Consider the following 20,794-nt stretch of genomic DNA (forward strand, 5'->3'; position numbering starts at 1 on the left):
TCGGGCAGGTCAACGACCGGTGAAGGTCGGCGTCTCCTTGTGGAGGAAGGAGGTGACCGCGCCGACGTGGTCGGCGGTCGCCCCCAGCCGGTTCTGCAACTCGGCCTCCTCCTCCAGCAGCGAGGGCAGTTCACGGGTACCGGCCGCCGCCGCGCGCACCTCGCGCTTGGCCGCCTCGAACGCCCGGGTGGGCCCCGAGGCCAGGCGCGCGGCCACCTCTCGGGCGCGCTTCTCCCAGGCGTCGTCGTCCACGACCTCGGTGACCAGCCCCAGCTCCAGCGCGCGGTCGGCACCGACCACGTCGCCCAGCAGCATCAGCTCCATCGCCCGCGCCTGGCCGAGCGAGCGCACCAGGCGGTAGGCCAGCCCCGAGTCCGAGGCCAGGCCGATCCCGGTGAACGCGGTGCCGAACTTCGCCCTGCGGGCGCTGATCCGCACGTCGCCGGCGAGCGCGAAGCCCATCCCGGCGCCCACGCAGGCCCCGCCGATACCGACCACGACCGGCACCCGGATCTCCTCCAGGGCCATGACGATCCGGTTGTAGTGGTCCCGAACGGTGGTCAGTGCCTTTCCGGGCGCCTCCTCCAGGATGCGGGCGTGCTCGGCCAGGTCCTGGCCCACGCAGAAGGCCCGCTCCGACCCCAGCAGCAGGACCGCCCGCGCGGTCCGCGAGTCCGCGGCCGCGCGCAGCGCCGCCAGCAGTTCCTCCTTGACCGCGACCGTCAAGGCCGGGCTGTTCAGCCGTACCGCAGCCAGCCCGTCGGCCTCCCCGAACTCCGCCGCCCTCTGTTCGCTCACGCCTGCTCTCCCTCGTCCCAGGTGTGGAAGCCCCGCCCGGTCTTCTTCCCGAGCCTTCCCTCGGCGACCATACGGCGCAGCAGTCCGGGCGGGGTGAACCGGTCCCCCAGTTCCCCCGCCAGGTGTTCGGCGATGGCCAGCCGTACGTCCAAGCCGACCAGGTCGGTCAGGCGCAGCGGACCCATGGGGTGCCGGTAGCCCAGCTCCATGGCGGTGTCGATGTCGGCGGGCGAGGCCACGTCCTCCTCCACCATCCGGATGGCCTCCAGGCCCAGGGCCACGCCCAGGCGGCTGGTGGCGAACCCGGGGGCGTCGCGCACGACGATCTCCGTCTTGCCCAGGGCGCCGACCCAGCCGCGCACCGACGCCACGACCCCGGCGTCGGTGTCCGGCGCGGTGACGATCTCCACCAGCTTGGAGGCGGGGACGGGGTTGAAGAAGTGCGTGCCCAGGAACCGGCCGGGGCGCTTGAGCGCGGCGGCCAGGTCGGTGACCGACAGCGAACTGGTGTTGGAGGCCAGGACGGTCTCCTCGCCGACGGCGGCCTCGGCGGCGGTGAGCACCGCGATCTTCAGGTCGGGGCGCTCCGGGACCGCCTCCACGACCAGCCCGGTGCCGGCGGGGATGCCGGCGGTGTCGGTGACGGTGCTCAGCCGCTCCAGGTAGGCGGCGGGCTCGGCGTCGATCTTGCCGCGCTCGCGCGCCTTCTCCAGCCCGGCGACCACCCGGCCCCGGCCCGCCCCGGCGGCCTCGGCGGTGGCCTCCACCAGCACGACGTCCGCGCCGCAGGTGAGGAACTGCTGGACGATGCCGGCGCCCATGGTGCCGCCGCCGATGACGGCGACGGTCGCGGGCACGCTCGTGTCGGTGCTGCTCAACGCTTCTTCCTCTCCAGGAAACGGGTCATGCGGTCGTGCTTGTCGGCGCTCTCGAACAGCACCGCCTGGGTCAGGTCGTCGGCGATCGGGTGCGCGCCCTCCGCGTCCAGCACCATCTTGGTCATCCGCAGCGCCAGGGGCGAGGAGGCGGCCATGCGGTCGAGGAGGGCGTGTGCCCGCTCGCGCAGCTCCTCGGCGGGCACGATCTCGGCGACCAGGCCGTGCTTCAGGGCCGCCTCGGCGTCCAGCCGGAACCCGCCCAGGAGCACCTGCTTGGCGACCGACGCGCCGACCAGCTCCCTCAGCCGCCAGCACGCCCCGGCGCCCGCGATGATGCCCAGTCCCGGCTCGGGCTGGGCGAACAGCGCGGTGGGCGTGGCCAGGCGGATGTCGCAGGCGTAGGACAGTTCGGCGCCCCCGCCCAGGGCGTAGCCGTCGACCGCGGCCACGGTGGGCGCCGGGAGACGGTGCAGCCGCTCGAACAGGCGGCTGTTGATCCCCGCCATCGCCTCGGCGCGGCCGCGCTCACGCAGTTCGGCGATGTCGGCGCCGCCCGCGAACACGTTCCCGTGCCCGGTCAGCAGCAGGGGCCGGGGGTCGGCCTCCACCCGGGCGCACACCTGGTGCAACTCGGCGATCATCGCCCCGTTGATCGCGTTGCGGGCCTGGGGGCGGTACAGCTCCACCACCGCGCGGTCCTCGCGCCAGTCCACGCGCAGCGTCGCGAAGCCGCCGCTCTCGTCGGCGTCGCCCCGGCCGCCGTCCTCGACGTCGTTCATCAGGCTCCCCCTCAGACCCGTTCGACCAGGAGGGCGGCTCCCTGGCCGACCCCCACGCACAGGGTGGCCAGGCCGCGCCGCGTGTCCTCGCGCTCCATCCGGGCCACCAACGTGATGAGGATGCGCGCGCCGGAACTGCCCAGCGGGTGGCCCAGGGCGATCGCGCCGCCGTCGGCGTTGACGCGCTCGGGGTCCAGCCCCAGCTGCCGCACCACGCCCAGGGACTGGGCGGCGAAGGCCTCGTTGAGCTCCACCGAGCCGACGTCGTCCAGCTTCCATCCGGCGCGGGCGAGGACCTTCTCGGTGGCGGGCACCGGTCCCAGGCCCATGATCTGCGGGGGCACCCCGGCCGAGGCGGAGGCCACCACGCGGGCGCGCGGGGTCAGGCCGTAGCGCCGGACGGCCTCGGCGCCGGCCAGCACCAGGGCGGAGGCGCCGTCGGACAGGGAGGAGGAGTTGCCCGCCGTGACGATGCCGCCCTTGCGGAAGACCGGGCGCAGCTTGGCCAGGGACGCCTCGTCGGTGTCGGGGCGGGGCCCCTCGTCGGCGGTGACCTGGTGGGTGGCGCCCCTGCGGCCGGTGACGGTGACCGGAACGATCTCGCCGTCGAACCGGCCCGCCTCGGCGGCGGCGACGGCGCGCTGGTGGCTGCGCAGGGCGAAGGCGTCGCACTCCTGGCGCGTCAGCCCCTCCAGGGCGGCGACCTCCTCGGCGGTCTCCCCCATCGACAGGGTGTAGCGCAGCTCGTCCGGGGCCGCGTCGGCGGGGGCCTGGGCGTCGTGGTCGGCGAACCGGGGGTTGGTGAACCGCCAGCCCAGCGAGGTGTCGGCCACCTCGCCCGGCTTGGCCCAGGGGGTGCCGGGCTTGGCCATGACCCAGGGGGCGCGGGTCATCGACTCGACCCCGCCCGCGACCACCACGTCGGCCTCACCGGCGCGGATGGCCTGGGCGGCGGAGGCCACCGCGGTCAGGCCGCTGGCGCACAGGCGGTTGACGGTGTACCCGGGCACGGCCGGGTCCAGGCCCGCCAGCAGCGCCGCCATCCGGGCGACGTTGCGGTTGTCCTCACCCGCCTGGTTGGCGGCGCCGAGGATGACCTCGTCCACGGACGCGCCGGGGACACCGGACCTGCGCACGGCCTCGGCCACGGCCGTGGCGGCCAGGTCGTCGGGCCGCACGGCCGCCAGCGCGCCGCCGTACCGCCCCTGCGGGGTGCGCACCCCGTCGACCAAGTAGACGTCGCTCACGCGGGGCCTCCCATGTTGACGGCGGTGGCCTGGGCCACCGTCTCGTGTGAACTCATCGACACCTCTCCTTGACACGGCTGCCCGGAGACTGCATTAATGCATTAGTAACCGAACGTTCGGTCAGTAAGCAAGTCGGCCCGCCCCGTGGCGGACCGGCGCCCACCTCGAATGCGCGGCGTTCGCGCCGCCGCGCCCTTCCGTCCGGCGTGGCGGCCCTCCGCGCTCCGCACCACGGAGAGTCTCATATGGCCATGGACGACACCATCCGGCGGTCGACCGGTGCCGCACCGCGCACACGCCTCGGGCAGGCACCCGCACCCGAACTCCTGGACCCGGCCGAGCGCATGAGTGTCGACGAACTGCGCGCCCTGCAGCTGGAGCGCCTGCGGTGGAGCCTGGAGCACGCCTACACCAACGTGCCCTTCTACAAGCGCACGTTCGACGAGGCCGGGGTCCACCCCGGGGACCTGCGGGAGCTGGCGGACCTGCGGCACTTCCCGCACACCACCAAGGCCGACCTGCGCGACCACTACCCGTTCGGCATGTTCGCCGTCCCCCAGGAGCGCGTCAGCCGCATCCACGCCTCCAGCGGCACCACCGGACGGCCCACGGTCGTGGGCTACACCAAGGACGACATCGACGCCTGGGCGACCGTCGTCGCCCGCTCCATCCGCGCCGCCGGCGGCCGCCCCGGGCACAAGGTGCACGTCGCCTACGGGTACGGACTGTTCACCGGCGGACTGGGCGCCCACTACGGCGCGGAGAAGCTCGGCTGCACCGTCATCCCCGCCTCCGGCGGCCAGACCGCCAAGCAGGTCCAGCTGATCCAGGACTTCCGTCCCGAGGTCATCATGGTCACCCCCAGCTACATGCTCACCCTGCTCGACGAGTTCGAACGCCAGGGCGTCGACCCGCGCACGACCTCGCTCAAAGTCGGGATCTTCGGCGCCGAACCCTGGACCGAGCAGATGCGCCTGGAGATCGAGGAGCGCTTCGACCTGCACGCCGTCGACATCTACGGCCTCTCCGAGGTCATGGGCCCCGGCGTGGCCAACGAGTGCGTCGAGACCAAGGACGGCCTGCACGTGTGGGAGGACCACTTCCTGCCCGAGGTCCTGGACCCGGTCACCCACGAGGTCCTGCCCGACGGCGAGTACGGAGAACTCGCCTTCACCTCCCTGACCAAGCAGGCCATGCCCGTCATCCGGTACCGCACCCGTGACCTGACCACCCTGCGGCCGGGCACCGCCCGCCCCATGCGCCGCATGGACAAGGTCACCGGCCGCAGCGACGACATGATCATCCTGCGCGGCGTCAACGTCTTCCCCACCCAGATCGAGGAGATCGTCCTGGGCTTGGACGGACTGGCACCGCACTTCCAGCTCGTGCTCACCCGTGAGGGCCGCCTGGACCGGATGGGCGTGCGCGTGGAGGCCCGCCCCGAGACCACCGGGGCGCAGCGCGCCGAACTCGCCCAGCGGATCACGGCCACCGTCAAGGACCGGGTCGGCGTCAGCGTCACCGTCGACGTCGTCGACCCCGAGGGCATCGAACGGTCGGTCGGCAAGTTCCGCCGCATCATCGACCAGCGACCGCGCTGACGCCGCGGAAACCGCGTGTGCCCCGTCCACCGGTGCGGGGCACACGCGCGCCGGTCAGCTCTTGCGGGCCACACCGCCGTACTCGGCCACCGGGCGCAGCTCGCCCACCTCGGCCTCCCCGGCCCGCCACAGGGAACAGGAGACCACACCCGGCTCCAGCAGCTCCAGACCGTCGAAGAGCGCCCTGATCCCCGCCGCCGTCCGGACCGTCAGCTTGGGCGTGCCCTTCTCGTTCCAGGCCGCCGCGACCTCGTGGGCGCGCTCGTGGTCGATGTCGTCCGTGGGGTGGGAGACGACCAGGAAGCTCCCGGGGGCCAGCGCGCCGACCAGGCGGTCCAGGATCGAGCGGACCTCGGCGTCGTCGTCGACGAAGTTGATCACGCCGAGCAGCATCAGCCCCACCGGCCGGGACAGGTCCAGCGTGCGGGACGCGGCGGCCAGGATCGCGTCCGGGTCGCGCAGGTCGGCGTCCACGTAGTCGGTGGCGCCCTCCTCGCTCCCGGTCAGCAGCGCGCGGGCGTGCGCGAGCACCAGCGGGTCGTTGTCCACGTACACCACCCGCGCCTGCGGAGCCACCGACTGGGCGACCTCGTGGGTGTTGTTGTGGGTGGGCAGCCCCGTCCCGATGTCGAGGAACTGCCGCACCCCCTCCTCCTCGGCCAGGTAGGTCACCGCGCGGACGAGGAAACCGCGGTCGGCCACCGCGTTGTCCACGATCTCGGGGAAGAACGAGCGGATCTGCTCACCCATCTCCCGGTCCACCGGGTAGTTGTCCTTCCCGCCCAGCCAGTAGTTCCAGATGCGGGCGTTGTGGGGGATGGAGGTGTCGATCTTGGGGGTCTCGGACACGGTCCTGCTTTCTGCGGTCGATCAGCCGTACCACCGGAGCCCGGCGGCGCCCGATCAGTAAACGGCCTTGATCCCCGCGAGGGCAAGGGCCGCCGCACCGATAACCGTTGGCCCGGGCCCCCGCGCACGCGCTAACGTGCGCCCGACCCGTCCCCGACCAGCCCCGCGGAGGCGCCCCGTGAAGCACGCCGACCCCGAGTTCGCCCGCATCGCCGAACGCGGCACGATCCTGCGCTGCCCGGTCGGCTCCACCGTGCACGGCCTCGCTGTCGACGGCGCCAGCGACCGCGACGAGATGGGCATCTGCGTGGAACCGCCCGAGTACGTCGTGGGCCTGCGGACCTTCGAGCAGTACATGTACCGCAGCCGCCCCGAGCACGTCCGCTCGGCCGCCGACGACCTCGAACTGACCGTGTACTCACTGCGCAAGTGGACCCGCCTGGCCCTGGACGGCAACCCCACCGTGCTGCTGCCGCTGTTCGTCCCCGAGACGGAGCTGGTCACCCTCACCGGCCTCGGCCGCGAACTGCGCGCCCACCGCCACCGGCTGCTCTCCCGCCGGGCGGGCCACCGCTTCCTCGGCTACCTGCGCGCCCAGCGCGAACGCCTCGACGGCACCCGCGGCGGCCGGCACACCAACCGCCCCGAACTGGAGGCCGTCCACGGCTTCGACACCAAGTACGCCTACCACACGGTCCGGCTCGGCCTCCAGGGCGTGGAACTCATGGAGACCGGCGACCTCACCCTGCCCGTACCCGAACCCGACCGCTCCTGGCTGCGCGCCCTGCGCCGGGGCGAACGCACCCGACGGGAGACGCTGGAGCGCGCCCGCGAACTGGAGGAACGGCTCGCCGCCCTGTGCCAGACCTCCGAGCTGCCGCCGGAGCCGGACACCGACTGGGCCGACCGGTGGCTGGTCGACGCCTATCAGCGGACCTGGTCCTCCTGGTCGGGCGGCGCCTCGTCCTGCGCCAACAGCGAGGGCACGTCCGCGAACGACGCCACCACGTGATCGGGCATCCCCTCGATGCGGTCCAGCACACCCTCCTCGAACTTGCCCGTGCGCACCAGGACCCCGGTGATACCCAGCCGCTGGGCGGCCAGCACGTCACCGACCACGTCGTCGCCGACCATGACCGCCTCCCTGGCCGGAACCCCCAACCGCTCCAGCGCCGCCGCGAAGAACGCCTCCGCGGGCTTGCCCACCACCTCGGCCGCCACCCCGGCGGCGCGCTCCAACGCCACGACGAAGGCACCGGCGTCCAGCCGCATCCCCTCCGCCGTCCGCCAGTACATGTTCCGGTGCATGGCCACCAGCCGCGCACCGGAGCGCAGGTCGTTGAAGGCCGCGTCCATCGTCGCGTAGTCGAACTCCGGTCCGGCCCCTCCGGTGACCACCACGTCCGGGTCCTCCTCCACCAGGTCCACCCCGGCCAGGTCGGCGCGGATGTCCCCGCTGTTGACCAGTCGGCACCGCGCCCCCGGGTGGTGCCCCGCCAGGTAGGCGGCCAACGCGGTGGGCGCGGTCAGCACGTCGTCCTCGGCCACCTCGAACCCCGCCCCGCGCAGCGTCTCGGCGATCGAGGCGCGCGTACGGGAGGTGGTGTTGGTCAGCAGCACCGTGCGCAGACCGGCCCGCCGCAGCCGGTCCAGCGCCTGCGCCGCACCCGGGATCGGCCGCCACGACACGGTCAGGACGCCGTCGATGTCGATGAGGACTCCGCGTGTGCCCATGCCTCCATCGGACCACGCAGGGGTGCGCCGGGGCCAGCCCCCGCACCGGCCCGGGGACGGACGGGCCGACCCCCAGGTCGCAGCGGCGACCCGGCGCACGCCGCGCGACGAGCCGAGATAGGGTACGCGACGAAGAGGTACGCGCCGCACCCGTTCTCGTGCGGCACCGGCGCGTCGGGCACCGACGCGCGTAGGCACGGTGCCCGGAGACGACGAACGTAAGGACACACCATGGTCGGAACCATCGCGGTCGTGCTCATGATCGTGAGCCTGTCGATGATGATCATCGCTGGCCTGCTGGCCACGATCGTCAAGACCCGCTGAACCCGGCGCGGGTGCGCCCCCTGGGGTCGCACCCGCCCCGGCCACCCCCCGACCCGTCCCGCGCTCCCCGGACGGACTCAGTCCCACCGGATCAGCGAGCGGTCGACCGCGGCACGGACCGCCGCCGTCCGCGTGTCCACCCCCAACTTGGCGTAGATCCGGCGCAGGTGCGTCTTGACCGTCGCCTCGGTCACGAACAACCGCCTCGCGATCTCCCGGTTGCCCGCCCCCTCCGCCAGCAGGCGGACGATCTCCAGCTCACGCGCGGTCAGCGTCGGCAGCGGATCACGCACCCGCCGCATCAGCCGGGCCGCCACCGGCGGTGACAGCACCGTCTCCCCGCGCGCCACGTCACGCACCGCCTCGAACAGACGCTCGGGCGGGCTGTCCTTGAGCAGGTACCCGGAGGCCCCCGCGTCGACGGCCCGGATGATGTCGGTGTCGCTTTCGTAGGTGGTCAGCACCAGCACCCGGGGCGCCTCGGGCAGCCCGCGCACACGACGCGTGGTCTCCACCCCGTCCATGCCGCCGCCCAGCCGCAGGTCCATCAACACCACGTCCGGACGGCGCAGCGCGACCAGCCGGACCGCGTCGGCACCGGTCCCCGCCTCGCCCACGACCTCGATCCCCTCCCGCCCGTCGAGCAGGGCGGACAACCCCGACCGCACGATCGGATGGTCGTCGACCAGGAACAGCCTCACACGTCCTCCCCCACGGGCAACCACACCGAGACCCCCGTCCCCTCACCGGGGGCGCTCTCCACCGTCAACTCCCCGCCGAGTTCCTCGGCCCTGGCCCGCGCCGACGCCAGACCGTGCCCCCGCCCGGGCCCGGACACCGGAGCCGCCGGGTCGAACCCCGCACCGTCGTCGATGACGTCCAACACCACCCGATCACCGATCCGCTCCAACGTCACCACCACCCGACCGGCCCCCGCGTGCTCCCGCACGTTGGCCAGCGCCCCCTGGGCCACCCGCAGCAGCGCCGCCCGGACCGGGGCGGGCAACTCCCCCGCCCCCTCCTCGCACCGGAACTCCGCCGCCGCACCGGTCCCGGCCGACAGCGCCGAGCACAGCCCGCCCAGGGCCTCCTCCAACGAGTCCCGCTCCAGCACCGCCGGGCCCCGCCCCTCCACGAACGACCGCGCCTCGGCCAGATTCTCCCGCACCCCCTCGGCGGCCTGCCGGACCAGGGCCCGTGCCCGCTCCGGGTCACCATCCCACTCCCGGTCCGCGGCGCCGAGCAGCATCCCCGTACTGGACAGCCCCTGGGCGACGGTGTCGTGGATCTCCCGCGCCAACCGCTCCCGCTCCTCCAGCACGCCCGTCCTGCGGTGCGACTGAGCCAGCGCGTCCCGCGCGCGCAGCAGGTCGTCGATGGTCCGCCGACGGCCCTCGCTCTCCCGGCGCAGCTCGACGACGGTGGCCACCACCATGCCGGCGACCGCGGCGGGGACCAGGAAGACACTGGGATCCCGCACGTCGGTCAGCATCGCCCAGGCACCGGTCGTCCCCGCGGCCAACAGCGCGGCCGTCCCCACCGCGGCGGCGGTCGGCAACAGCCGAAGCGCCAGGAACAGCAGCGGGATGGCGGCGAACCCGAACGACGGCGCCGACCACACCAGGGCCACCCAGCACACCACCAGGGCGGCGAACCAGCCCACGAGCACAGCCCGGCGCACCGAACCCCAGAGCAGGGTCCCCGCCGCGTACAGCAGCGCGACGAGCCCGGCCAGCTCCAGCGAGGCCAGGGTGTGCGCGTCCCACTCGTGCCGGACCAGCAGGCGTGCGGCCGAGGCCGCCATCACCGTGAAGAAACCCAGGTGCATGACCGTGTTGAGCCGTCGGCTGCCCACCCGGTCGCGCCCGGCGCCGTCCTTCGGGGCGCCCGCCCCGGGCGCGGAACCTGTCGAAGCCACCCTGCCCATCCTGCCCATGTCCACCAGTATCGGCGTCGTCCGATCGGACGACGGGCAGGATCGTCCGAACGGAACGCAAGGTTGCGCCGATCGCCCGGCGCCAGGAGCCCCGCCGACCCGGAGTCTGGGTGGTGTCGCGACAGGGCGACCGAAACGGAAGGTGAACGACCATGAAGCGCAACCACCTCATCGCCACCGTCGTCGGCGGCGCCGCCGGACTGGCGGTCGTCGGCGGGATCGTCTCCACCGCCCTCCCCGAAGGCGCCCCGGGGGCCCCGGAACCGGCGGTGGCCGACGCGGCCACCGCGGCCGTGTCCCAGCGCGACGTCCTCACCGGCGAGGCGCTGACCGCCGCCGCCGAGGCCGGCCTGGCCGAGGCACGCGAGCAGGAGCAGCAGGTCAGCATCGCCGTCGTGGACCGCTCCGGCGCGGTCCGCCTGGTGCTCAGAACCGAGAACGCCGGACCGCAGACCCAGGGGTCGGCCGAACGGAAGGCCTACACCGCTGTCTCCATGGGCCGGCCCACCAGCGCGCTCACCGACGGCGCCACCGGCGACGGCCCCACCATCGCCGACCTGCCGGGAACGCTCTTCCTCCCGGGCGGCGTCCCGGTGACCTCCGACGGCGCCCCGATCGCGGGCATCGGCGTGGGCGGCGCCCCCGACGGCACCATCGACGAGGAGATCGCCCGGGCCGCCCTGGAGGCGCTGGAGGACTTCGAGGGCTGAGCCGTCCCCCAGGGGCGCCGACGGGGGCGGGTGACCGCGGCGCGGTCCCCCGCCCCGGCGTGCCCCACGGGCTGAAGCAGCCGGGAAAACCGGTGGCGCCGCCCCGGGTATCCCCTGTTAGGCTCCGGGTCCGACACAGCGTGTAGCTCAGTCAGCAGAGCACCCGGCTCGGGACCGGGAGGACGCGGGGGCGGAACCCGCCACGCTGGCCGTACGGCGCGTAGCTCAGTCAGCAGAGCACCGGCTCCTATCCGGGGGACGCGGGGGCAGGACCCGCCGCGCTGGCATGAACCCTGACAGCACCCCCCAGGCGGTCGGCCGGGACTACCCCTCCGGGCGGCTGGCCGCAGCCCTGACCACCGCGTTCGACCACGAGGATCCCGACGTGCGCGCGTCGGCCCGCGCCCGCGCCGAGGCGTGGACCCGCGTCGTCGAGGGCATGGGCGACGGAACCCTGACCATCGGCTCCCGTACCCCCGTCCAGGGCCTCCCCGCCTGGGTCACCCCCGAGGTCGTGCACGGCGGCTTCGCCACCGGCGCCGCCGCCGCGGGCGGCCCCCTGCGCCCCCACGAGGAGGACCTGGCCACCCGTCACGGTCTGCCCGCCGAGCGCCGGGCCGTCCACTCCCACCTGCTCACCGACGAGGGGCTCGCCGAACTCGACGCCCTGCTCGACAGCGGCGACTACACGATCGGCCTGCCCGAACAGGGCGCGCTGCTCACCGTCGCCTGGCTGCTGCGGGTCGGCCAGACCGCCGCCGCGCTGCGGGTCCTGGCAGCGGTCGAGCCGTTCGCCGACCGACTGTGCCTCACCCCCCGCCCCGCACCTCGGCAGGACACCCCAGCGGGCACCGTCTTCCGCGACACCGTCGACGACGTCCGCCACCCGCTCGGGGAGCGCGCGCACAGGACCGACGCCGCCACCAACCGGCCCAAGGCCCAGCAGGAGGCCCTGGCGGTGTGGAACCCGTTCGCCGACCGGGTGCTGGCGCACTGGCTGGAGACCGTGGCCGACGGCCGTGTCGACGCCCGGCGCCGGGGTAACTGGGTCGGGCGCGCGAGGACGCTGCTGGAGGAGTACACCCGCCTGGCCGCCGAACACACCCTGTGCACCAAGCACCGCAAGCCCAGGGAGAACCTCGCCATCCTGCTCACCGCCCTGAGGGAGGCGGTGGAGGGGGTCGGCCCCTCGCCGCGTCTCCGGGGCCTGCTCCAGCACGCCGTGGACTCCATGGTGCGCAAGCGCGGTGTCCCGGGCTCGGACCGGCACACGGCGGTGCGCCGCGAACAGGCCGACCACGCGGCCCGGCCCACCCACGACGTGCTGTCCCGGGTCCTGCTCGACCGGCTCGCCCCCCTGCCCGGCGGCTCCGGGATCACCGACACCGACGCGCTCCTGGGCCCCACGACCGCGGCGGAGGACGTCCCGGGCGGTTGGCCGATCCCCGCGCCGCTCCAGGCGATCATCGCGCGAGCCAGCGCGGGCACCCCGGACGAACTGGTCGAACGGGGGGTCATCCCGTCGGCCGAGGTCCTGGCCTCCGTGGTTCCCGCACTGACCGCCGAGGCCGAGACGGCCGCCGTCACCGACCCCGCGCTCTCCCGGCTCCTGCGCGCCCACCACCTGGCCTTCCGCAACCGGCGGTCACTCCTGCTGCTCAACCTGGCGCACCAGGTGCGCGAGCACGAGCTGCCCTGGATCCGGGAGACCCGGGAGTACCGGGGCGGGAAGGCGCGTACGGCTGCGGTGCGGGACCTGCTGCCCCGGCTCGGTACCACGCTGCTGACCCGCTTCCCGGGCACCCTCGTGCCCAATCCCATGGTCAGCGCGCTCAACGGCCTGGCCCGGGACGTGGAGGGCGCTCCGCCCTTCCTGGAGGAACTGGCCGCCGACATCTTCATGGGCGAGTTCTCGCCCAAGTTCCTCCGCGCGGCCGCGCTGGCCGCCGAGCTGACGGAGGACAGCCTGTACGCACGCTACTACGGCATCGACGGTGCGCAGGTGCTGGTCGCGGCGGAGGAGGAGCGCGCCACCGCGCGGCGGTCGTCGACGCCGTTCGCGGACCTGTGCCACAGGCGGGCCGGATTCCCCCGCGGGAGTGTGTCGGCCAGCGGCCAGATGATCGAGCAGGCGCAAATCCTCACCACCCACAACCTGGCCGCCCTGGTGAGCGTCGGAGCCCGTCCCGAACACGGCTGGGCGGAGGCCGCCCGGCGCGCGTACGCGGTGGCCGAGGCGGGCGTGGCCCGGCTGCCCCGTGTGGCCCTGCCGCTGAGGGAGGTCAAGAACGCGGCGTTCGCGTGGCGGCAGTGCCTGTTCCTCCTGTCCCGGTGCCCCGAGACGGAGCAGCGGGAGGTGCTCGGACGGATGGAGGGACGCCTGGGCGGCCTTCCGCCGCTGGCAGCGGAACGGCTGGCCCCCGTGCTGGGCGGGCTCCGCCAAGTAGTGGAGGACGGCGCGCTGTCGGAGCGGGAACCGGAGACGGCACGCCGTTTCCTGGGGTGGTCCTCCGGGGGTCACTGGATGCTCGACGAGCACCGGGCGCCGGGGCCGCGCCGCTGACCCCGACCCCGTGGAACGACGTCGCCGCCACGGCGGCCCGGGCGGACGGGGACGCCCCGGGTGGGCGTGAACCGGTGTGGGGCGACCGTCCACCCGTCCCACACCGGCGCTCGCGCGACTCCGCGCGGGATCACCCTACGAAGATCGGTGGCCGGTGGTGGGGTTTTCGCGGAAAGAGGGTGCGGACGGACCCGAGCACCACCTTTACGTCGTAGATTCGCACGAGGTCCACCGGGAAGAGGAGCGTCCGCACCCGTTCGTGCGTCGCACCCGTGTCCCCGGTCCGCGCTAGGGTCACCGCCGCACCGACCGCCCTGACCGGAAGCACCGATGAACCGCACCGCACCCGCCCGCGAGGCCCGCGCGTGGGCCGACCGTACGGCCGAGGAGTACGGCCTCCTCCCCGAGGCCACCGACCTGGCCGCCGATCTCCACACCCCCGAACTGCCCGGCCTCGTCACCGAGTTCGAGCGCGAGGTGGCGGCCCTGCCCGCCGACGCGCCGCTCCTGTCCTGGGGGGTGAAGAGCCGCACACCCGGGTCCGGCCTGGACGAACTCCTGGAACGACTCGACACCGACGACGTGGCCCGGCTCCTGGTGTGGTCCAACGCGAGCCTCGCGCCGGCCTCCCGAACGGACGGCGGCGACAGGACACGCGCCAGGAACCCCCGGCGGAACCACCACACGGTGCACCGCCACTTCGAGAAACACCCGGAGGTGTGGAACACCACCACCCTCCCCCTGCTCCTGCGGTCGGTTCCCCTGGGCACGTCCTCGTTCGACCTGGCGGTCCGGGCCTGCCGGGGGACCGACGCGGACACCCTGCGCGCGGTCGCCGACGACGCGCACGCGATGGCCGACCGGATCGCGGCCCACCTCTCGACCGACCCCCGCGAACACTGGGGACGGGAGCGGACCCACCACGAACTGCTGGCGCTCCTGCTCGACCTGGGGCGGCCCCTGGGGCCCGCCGACGAGGTCCTGTGCCACCGGGGTGACCGCTTCCTCGACCTTCTGCGCACCACCCACCCCGACATCACCTCCTCCCCCGCCGTCACCGCGCTGTTCGTCCACGGCCTGCGCCCCCTCAAGGGCCCCGCCTGGGAATCCGCCCTGCCCTCGTACCTGGACGCCGTTGCCGACGTCGACGACGTCCTGCGCCGCGTCCTGACACTGGTCCTGGAACTGCCCGTCGTCGACGGCGACCGCGGTCAGGCGGGCGTCGGTGGGTGGCGCGGACACCCCCGGCACACGATCCACCTCACCGTCCACGCGAGCACACTGCTCAAGGGGGTCCTGTGCGTCCTGGCCGCGCGCCCGGTCTCCGCCGTCCCGTGGGCCGTCGGGCTCCTGGAGGAGCTCACCACCCGACTCTGGCCCCTCGGGCACCGCACGCACTCACTGGTCTGGGGCCACGAGGGACTGTCGTCCGCCCTGCGCTCGCTGCGGACCGAGGCCGTCTTTCCCGCCCTCACCAGGATCGCGACCGGCATCCGCAGCACACCGGGCACGCGGAGCGAGCGCGCCGAGATCAGCGGCAACCTGCGCGCGGCGGGCCTGCGCCTCCACCTGTCCGACGTCCAGCGGGCCGACCGGTCCGTACCCGACTTCGGGCTCGGCCCCGACGGAACACTCACCCGGCGGCTGGGCGGGTCCACCGTGACCCTGACCGCCACCGCCGACGGCGCCGCCCTCACCTTCACCGATCCCGGTGGCGGGACCGCCGGGCGCGCCCCCGCGGCCCTGCGTGGGGACCACCCGGACGAACTGGGGAGGGTCCGGGAGCTCGCCAAGCTCGTCCGGACCGAGCTCAGGGCCCAGCGCACCCGGCTGAACGGCCTCCGGGACGCCGGGCACGAGTGGGAGCTGACCGACTGGCTGCCCCACCTGGTCGACCATCCGCTGACCGGCCTGGTCTCGCGGGAACTGGACTGGGAGGTCACCACCGACGGCGTCGTGTGGGACACCGGCACCCTCGCGGCCGACGGCGGCCACTGGCGCCTGGTTCGCCCCGGCGGCGACACCCTGCTCCACACCGGCCGCGCCGGACCCGACGTCCGCGTCCGGCTCCCCCGCCGACCCGACCGGCCCTGAGGGCACCGTCAGGCGGGATCGGCCGTCCGAGCCCCGGCACCACGGAGCGCCCGGGTCCGGGACGACCCGGGCCGCGTGACACGGCGGGACGCGGGACCGTGTCCCGGTGTGCCTGCGGCCCGGTCGACCACGGTCCGTTCGGGTTCGCAGGAGATGGTCGAGGCTCGTTGGCGTGACTGGGTCGGGCTCCACCCCTCGGCACCGCACGGGCACCGCCCCAGCCCCACCGGTCCGGAGAGCCCGGCCAGAATGCACCGCCGCCGCCCTCCGGGACAACCGCCCGCACCCCCCGAGTCACCCCGTTCACCACCGGAACACGCGTCCCGCGACACCGGCCGGTTCGGGCCCGTACACGCCCCGACCACCGCCGATGCCCCGCACTCGGCGCCGTTGTCCCGGGCCCGGACGGTGGTTAGGGTGAGCACATGTCGATTTGGTCACGCGGCGACCGCACGGGCAGGGTCGAGGAAGCGCTCCTGATGCTGCAGGGGCAGAGGATCATCGACGGTCTGGAGATCCTCCGCGGCGAGGTCAAGCCCTACCGCGTGCGCGTTCCCGCCGGGATCGTGCACATGGACGAGGACGAGGCGTCCATGTTCGCGCTCGGTGCGGTGGTGGGTGCCTTCGGCGGCGTCGCCCGCCAGGTCGTCTGAGCGCCGCTCCGCTCGGACCCGGCCCGTCGTGCGCAGCACGGCGTCCAGGAGCAGGTCCCGCACGACCCACCGGTGCTCGACGGTGTGCTCGACGGTCGACGCGCCGTTGAACGTGGACGGGCACACCCCCACGACCATCTCCGCGAGGGGGCGCGCGGGCCGCCCGTCCTCGGGCGGCTCCTCCACGAACCGGGCGACCTCGATCGCCTCGCGCACCGCCTCGGTCCACGGTTCGCCACGCCCGCGCCACCAGTCCCGCTGTGGGGCCGGTTCCGCGTCCGGGCCCGAGTCCGCCGCGAGCAGCGCGCCCGACTCCAGCCACAGACCCACCCAGGCGTCGATCAGGCGGCCCGTGTAGCCGTCGACGGTCTCCCCGCGGCCGAAGGTGAGGTCCACCTGGGAGGCGAAGGGGTCAACCGTACGTCGACGGCCGCCTGGAGCACCTGGTTCTTGTGGTTGTAGTACCGGTAGACGGTCGGGCGGTCGATGTCGACGCCCTCGGTGATCTCCTTGTGGGTGATCTGGCTGGAGGGTCTGGTCCCGAGCGGCGCGACCAGGCTGTTCTGCAACTGGAGCATGCGCCGCCCGCGGGCCGCCGCTCGTCCCCGGGCCGGACTCCGCCGGCACCGCCGTGCCCGATCCCCGTCGCGCCATCGTCACCGCTGCCCTCGTCCACCGGCAGCGGGCCGCCACGACCTGCACGACCCCGCCAGGAGCGTACCGCCACGGGCGGGCACCGCGCCCGGCCCGTCCCGGAGGGCCACACCCGCCCTCCGGCGCGGAAGGTCACGACGCGGTCACCACCCGCTCGGAGGGAGAACCGCGAACGCACCCGGCACGTCGAAGCCCGGGGCGTCAGCCGCCGTGGACCGCACACAACGGAGGGGACGGGATGGATTTCGTCGACTACGCGCAGAACCGGAGGATCCGGGAGCTCAAGGATGATCTGGAGAGCGCCCACGCCTCCATCGCGCACCAGCGCCGCCGCCTGAGGTCGGAGCTGTCCTCACTGCGGGGAAGCCTGGAACAGCGGCTCGACCGCGTCTCCGCCACCCTGGACGCCTTCGTCGAGCTGAGCGACATCCGCGCCACGCTGGCCATGTTCGACGCGCCCGCGATGGCCCGGCACCGCACCCTCCAGATGCTGGACGGGTCCCTGCCCGCCCGTCTCGACCTGGCCGACACCACCGACTACTGGCTCGTGCCCGCGGCCCACGGTCTGTACGCCCTGCTGTCCGGCGACCCCGGCACCGCCCGGGCCCGCTTCGACCAGGCCGCCGGGCGCGACGAGGTCCGCGCCCGCCACTTCGCGGCGCTCACCCTGACCCTCACCAGCGCCGAGCACGCCCGTGCCCTCGGCAAAAGCCTGACCGCCGACCTCCTGCCCCACCTTCCCGTGCCGACGGCCGAGGTCACGCGCGGCCAGCGCGCCCTGTGGATGCTGACCGCGGACGGGGCCTTCGGCGACGACGCCCGTGAGCACCTGCTGTTGTCGACCCTGCGCCACTGGTCGCGGGAGGGGGCGGCGGCCCCGGTCTCCGCCGCGCTGCGCACGCCCGGCATGCGCGGGGTCGGTGAACGGCCCACGGGGCGGCCCCGCCGTTCGACCGCCCCCGACACCCCGCACGAGCTGGCTGGCCGGCTGGACGCGGCCGCCGCCCTGGCCGCGATGCGCGACAACGTCACCCGGATCGCCTCCCTGGACTCCGGGGAGGAACCCGCGGGGGCACTCGCCCCCGACACCGCCAGCGCCGAGTTCCTGGAGTCGGCCCTGCGCCTGCTCGTCGAGGAGGGCAGCCCCGAGGAGGCTCCCCTGCTGGTGCGGTCCCGGGAGCTGCGGGCGGTGATCGAGTCCAGTGGCGGCGCCGGCCCGCAACCGGTCTGGGAGGACACGGTCGGCACGGTCGCCGGACTGCTCGACGAGGACCTGGGCCGGGACGACGCCCCCGCGCACCGGCGCACCCTCGCACTCGCCCTCCAGCGCGCCTCCCTCCTGGAGAGCGTCGACTCCCTGCTCGCCGAGGCCACCGAACCGGCTCCCCGGACCTCCACGGTCGCGGTGAGCGGCGGACGCGTGACGCTGACCGTCGACGGCGCCGCCCCCGACGACCTCGCCAGGATCGAGAGGCAGATCGACGACCGACACCGGCCGGAGAACAGCAACCGCCTCCTGTTGTGGGGCGGGGTGGCGGCGGCCGGCCTCTTCGTCCTGCTCGGGGTGATGACGATGTCCCCCGTGACGTGGTTCCTGGCCCTGGTCGGGCTGGGGTGCGCCCTGGTCGGCAACATCAGGGACGGCGGGGAGCGGACCGCCGCGGCGACGGCACGGGACTCGGCGCGGCGCAGGCTGCGCCGGGACGTGGACTCCGCCGCCGGACGGTGGCGTACCCACCTCGCCGCGGCGGAGGAGTCGGCCGCGTCCGCACGGCTGCACGCGGACCGGCTGCGCGCCCTCCTCGGCCGCTGACCCCGGGGTCAGGCGGGCCCGGCGACCAGGACGCGCATCTCCAGCGGCAGGTCGAGGATCCGCTCGGTGGTCAGACCGGAGCCGCGCAGCAGCTCCTCGTACTGGCGCTCGGTCCGTTCGGCGCCGGTGGTCATGACCATCATGTGCACGTCGAAGACCAGGGACAGCCAGGGGTCGGCCCCGTCCGGGAGCACCCGTTCGACCACCAGGACGCGCCCGTCCGGTGCCATGGCCTCCCGGCAGTGCCCCAGGATCCGCCCGGCGTCCGCGTCCGACCAGTTGTGCAGGACCCGGCTGAGGACGTAGACGTCGGCGCCCCCGGGCACGGAGGCCAGGAAGTCCCCCTCGACCAGGTCACAGCGTCCGGTGTCCACGTGGGCGGACAGGCGGCTCCTGGCCGCGGCCAGGGCCGCCGGGCGCTCCAGGAGCACACCGCGCACGCCGGGGGCGCGGTCGAGCACGGCGCGGAGCAGCTCCCCACTGCCGCCGCCGACGTCGACGACGGTGCGCGCGCCGCCGAAGTCGTACACCGAGGGCAGGTCCCGGACGAAGCGGGCCCCGGCCGCCATGCCCGCGGCGTACAGCGCGGCGTCGTCGGGACGGCCCTCCAGAAGGGTGAACACGTCGGTGCCGTGGGCGAGGTCGAACCCGGCCCTGCCCGTGCGGACGGTCTCGGGCAGCCGTTCCCACGCGTCGGCGAACAGGCCGCTGTCGTAGAGCAGGGTGAGGTCGCGCAGACCGGACGGGTGCCCGCCGCGCAGCCGCTCGCCCGTGGCGGTGAGCCTGTACCCGCCGCCGTCCCGGCGTACGATCCCCACCGCGGTGAGCAGGCGCAGCAGGCGGCCGAGGCGCCCCGGGTCCAGGTCGAGCACCGCGGCCAGATCGGCGGAGCCCACGGGTTCGCCGTCCATCCGGTCGACGACCCCCAGCCGGACGGCGGCGGCCACGGACCTGGCGACCCAGGGGCCGGTCATGAGTCGGATCAGCTCGCGGGACGCGGTCTCGTCGTCGTTCACCGGACGGCCTCTCGTCGTGTGGTCGGACATTCACAGCCAGCCGTTGCGCCGGAACACCAGGTACAGGGTGACACTGGCCAGGGCCATCACCGTCAGGGGGACCGGCCAGACGAAGGTCCACTCGAAGCCGGGCCGAGGGGGGATGTTCATCCCGTACACGGAGGCGATCAGGGTCGGCACCACGAGGATGCCACCCCACGACGAGATCGTCTTCATCGCCTCGTTCTGTTCCTGGCTGATGAGCGAGTCGTTGACGGCCATGATGTGCCGCAGCACCTGCTGGAAGCCGTCCACGCGCTCGCGGACACCGGCGACGTGGTCGGCGATGTCGCGTAGGTAGGCGTGGAGGGTCTGCGCGGGGTCCCCGTCACCGCGGTGTCCGGACCGGGCTCCACCGGTCCGGACACGGGCCAGCAGGTCCGCGCAGACACCGGTGAGCGGCTCGACGGCCCGCTGGAGCATGATCACCTCCCGGGCGATCCGGTAGATACGGCGCGAGGCGTCGGGATCGCGGTCGAACACCTGGGTCTCCACCTGGTCCACGTCGTCCTGCAGGTCGGACACGACGGGCGCGTAGTCGTCCACGGCCCGGTCCAGGACCGCGTGGAGGACCGAGACCGTACCGTGGGCGAGTCCCTCGGGTTCGGCCTCCAGGGCGGCGCGAACCCCCTCGATGTCGACATGGGCGGTGTGGGAGATGGTGATGACGAAGTCCTCCCCGCAGAAGACGTGCACCTCCCCCACCCGCACGGACCTGGTGGCGGTGTCGAACCGCGCGGGCCGCAGGACCAGGAACAGCACACCGGGGTAGTCCTCGACCTTGGGCCGCTGGTGCGCGACCACCGCGTCCTCGGCCACCAGGCGGTGGAGGCCGAAGACCCGCGCGACCTCGCCGATCTGGTCGCGGTCGGGCGCGTCCATGCTCACCCACAGCATCGCGCCGGTGTCAGAGTCGAGCGCGCCGCGCGCGGCTCGGGCACCGTCGAGGTCGCGGTCGCGGCGCCCGTCGCGGTAGAGGACGTACCGGACGCGTCCCGGGGGTCGGCGGTCGGGGATCGCGGCCTCGGCTCGGCCCAGCGCCATGACGCGCTCCGGCTGGTGTCGGGGCATCGGCGGCCCTCCTCACGTACGTCCCGGACGCGCCC

General features: G+C 74.1%; 18 protein-coding genes and 1 tRNA gene. 7 read left to right on the forward strand and 12 right to left on the reverse strand.

Features of this window, described 5'->3' with window-relative positions; all coding sequences use genetic code 11:
• Positions 1 to 9: 9 nt before the first annotated feature.
• From ACTVAJ_RS24270 to ACTVAJ_RS24285, 4 genes are read right to left on the reverse strand one after another with little or no spacing between them, the layout of a single operon-like run.
• A complete protein-coding gene (locus tag ACTVAJ_RS24270) occupies positions 10 to 798 on the reverse strand; it encodes an enoyl-CoA hydratase/isomerase family protein (protein ID WP_470390560.1) in 789 nt (262 codons plus the stop codon).
• Positions 795 to 1,676, reverse strand: coding sequence for a 3-hydroxyacyl-CoA dehydrogenase family protein (locus ACTVAJ_RS24275; RefSeq protein WP_470390561.1), 882 nt, complete (start codon positions 1,674 to 1,676; stop codon positions 795 to 797). The genes ACTVAJ_RS24270 and ACTVAJ_RS24275 overlap by 4 nt, the downstream gene beginning before the upstream one ends.
• Positions 1,673 to 2,455 (reverse strand): enoyl-CoA hydratase/isomerase family protein, encoded by a 783-nt coding sequence (locus ACTVAJ_RS24280; RefSeq protein WP_470390562.1) that lies wholly within the window; start codon positions 2,453 to 2,455, stop codon positions 1,673 to 1,675. The genes ACTVAJ_RS24275 and ACTVAJ_RS24280 overlap by 4 nt, the downstream gene beginning before the upstream one ends.
• Before the next feature lie 11 nt (positions 2,456 to 2,466).
• Complete coding sequence (locus ACTVAJ_RS24285; protein WP_470390563.1) at positions 2,467 to 3,702, reverse strand: thiolase family protein; 1,236 nt, start codon at positions 3,700 to 3,702, stop codon at positions 2,467 to 2,469.
• A gap of 245 nt (positions 3,703 to 3,947) precedes the next feature.
• On the opposite strand from ACTVAJ_RS24285, the gene paaK reads away from it, so the two are divergent.
• Positions 3,948 to 5,303 (forward strand): phenylacetate--CoA ligase PaaK, encoded by a 1,356-nt coding sequence (paaK, locus tag ACTVAJ_RS24290; RefSeq protein WP_470390564.1) that lies wholly within the window; start codon positions 3,948 to 3,950, stop codon positions 5,301 to 5,303.
• 54 nt (positions 5,304 to 5,357) lie between these two features.
• Here the strand turns inward: paaK and ACTVAJ_RS24295 are convergent, their stop codons facing one another.
• A complete protein-coding gene (locus ACTVAJ_RS24295; RefSeq protein WP_470390565.1) occupies positions 5,358 to 6,152 on the reverse strand; it encodes an SAM-dependent methyltransferase in 795 nt (264 codons plus the stop codon).
• A gap of 178 nt (positions 6,153 to 6,330) precedes the next feature.
• Between ACTVAJ_RS24295 and ACTVAJ_RS24300 the strand changes: the two genes are divergently transcribed.
• On the forward strand, positions 6,331 to 7,164 hold the full coding sequence (locus ACTVAJ_RS24300; RefSeq protein ID WP_470390566.1) for a nucleotidyltransferase domain-containing protein: 834 nt from the start codon (positions 6,331 to 6,333) through the stop codon (positions 7,162 to 7,164).
• Here ACTVAJ_RS24300 and ACTVAJ_RS24305 read toward each other — a convergent pair.
• The 3 genes from ACTVAJ_RS24305 to ACTVAJ_RS24315 form a co-directional block, all read right to left on the reverse strand.
• Entirely contained in the window at positions 7,080 to 7,886 is an 807-nt protein-coding gene (locus ACTVAJ_RS24305; protein ID WP_470390567.1) for a TIGR01458 family HAD-type hydrolase, read from the reverse strand. The genes ACTVAJ_RS24300 and ACTVAJ_RS24305 overlap by 85 nt on opposite strands.
• A gap of 401 nt (positions 7,887 to 8,287) precedes the next feature.
• On the reverse strand, positions 8,288 to 8,911 hold the full coding sequence (locus tag ACTVAJ_RS24310) for a response regulator (protein ID WP_470390568.1): 624 nt from the start codon (positions 8,909 to 8,911) through the stop codon (positions 8,288 to 8,290).
• A complete protein-coding gene (locus ACTVAJ_RS24315) occupies positions 8,908 to 10,128 on the reverse strand; it encodes a sensor histidine kinase (protein WP_470390569.1) in 1,221 nt (406 codons plus the stop codon). Before ACTVAJ_RS24315 ends, ACTVAJ_RS24310 begins: the two co-directional genes overlap by 4 nt.
• 170 nt (positions 10,129 to 10,298) lie before the next feature.
• Here ACTVAJ_RS24315 and ACTVAJ_RS24320 point away from each other — a divergent pair, with 170 nt between their 5' ends.
• From ACTVAJ_RS24320 to ACTVAJ_RS24335, 4 genes are all read left to right on the forward strand, one after another.
• Positions 10,299 to 10,856 (forward strand): GlcG/HbpS family heme-binding protein, encoded by a 558-nt coding sequence (locus ACTVAJ_RS24320; RefSeq protein ID WP_470390570.1) that lies wholly within the window; start codon positions 10,299 to 10,301, stop codon positions 10,854 to 10,856.
• A gap of 136 nt (positions 10,857 to 10,992) precedes the next feature.
• A tRNA-Pro gene (locus ACTVAJ_RS24325) sits at positions 10,993 to 11,065 on the forward strand.
• 77 nt (positions 11,066 to 11,142) lie between these two features.
• The gene (locus ACTVAJ_RS24330; RefSeq protein ID WP_470390571.1) at positions 11,143 to 13,419 is read left to right on the forward strand and encodes a transcriptional regulator; all 2,277 of its coding nucleotides are present in this window, start codon (positions 11,143 to 11,145) and stop codon (positions 13,417 to 13,419) included.
• 330 nt (positions 13,420 to 13,749) lie between these two features.
• Positions 13,750 to 15,513: a DUF4132 domain-containing protein gene (locus tag ACTVAJ_RS24335; RefSeq protein WP_470390572.1), complete on the forward strand. Its 1,764-nt coding sequence runs from the start codon at positions 13,750 to 13,752 to the stop codon at positions 15,511 to 15,513.
• A gap of 437 nt (positions 15,514 to 15,950) precedes the next feature.
• On the opposite strand, the gene ACTVAJ_RS24340 is transcribed toward ACTVAJ_RS24335, so the two are convergent.
• Both ACTVAJ_RS24340 and ACTVAJ_RS24345 read right to left on the reverse strand, forming a co-directional pair.
• Positions 15,951 to 16,562 carry a hypothetical protein gene (locus ACTVAJ_RS24340; RefSeq protein ID WP_470390573.1) on the reverse strand — a complete coding sequence of 204 codons (612 nt, stop codon included), beginning with the start codon at positions 16,560 to 16,562 and terminating at the stop codon, positions 15,951 to 15,953.
• Complete coding sequence (locus tag ACTVAJ_RS24345) at positions 16,508 to 16,744, reverse strand: hypothetical protein (protein ID WP_470390574.1); 237 nt, start codon at positions 16,742 to 16,744, stop codon at positions 16,508 to 16,510. Before ACTVAJ_RS24345 ends, ACTVAJ_RS24340 begins: the two co-directional genes overlap by 55 nt.
• Positions 16,745 to 17,058: 314 nt before the next feature.
• Here ACTVAJ_RS24345 and ACTVAJ_RS24350 point away from each other — a divergent pair, with 314 nt between their 5' ends.
• Entirely contained in the window at positions 17,059 to 18,633 is a 1,575-nt protein-coding gene (locus ACTVAJ_RS24350; protein WP_470390575.1) for a hypothetical protein, read from the forward strand.
• Between the two features lie 8 nt (positions 18,634 to 18,641).
• On the opposite strand, the gene ACTVAJ_RS24355 is transcribed toward ACTVAJ_RS24350, so the two are convergent.
• Together ACTVAJ_RS24355 and ACTVAJ_RS24360 are read right to left on the reverse strand one after the other, a co-directional pair.
• On the reverse strand, positions 18,642 to 19,649 hold the full coding sequence (locus ACTVAJ_RS24355) for a methyltransferase (RefSeq protein WP_470390576.1): 1,008 nt from the start codon (positions 19,647 to 19,649) through the stop codon (positions 18,642 to 18,644).
• 30 nt (positions 19,650 to 19,679) lie between these two features.
• Entirely contained in the window at positions 19,680 to 20,759 is a 1,080-nt protein-coding gene (locus ACTVAJ_RS24360) for a magnesium and cobalt transport protein CorA (protein WP_470390577.1), read from the reverse strand.
• Positions 20,760 to 20,794: the final 35 nt, after the last annotated feature.

Source organism: Nocardiopsis sp. KDC1DS13DA1 (assembly GCF_055632325.1).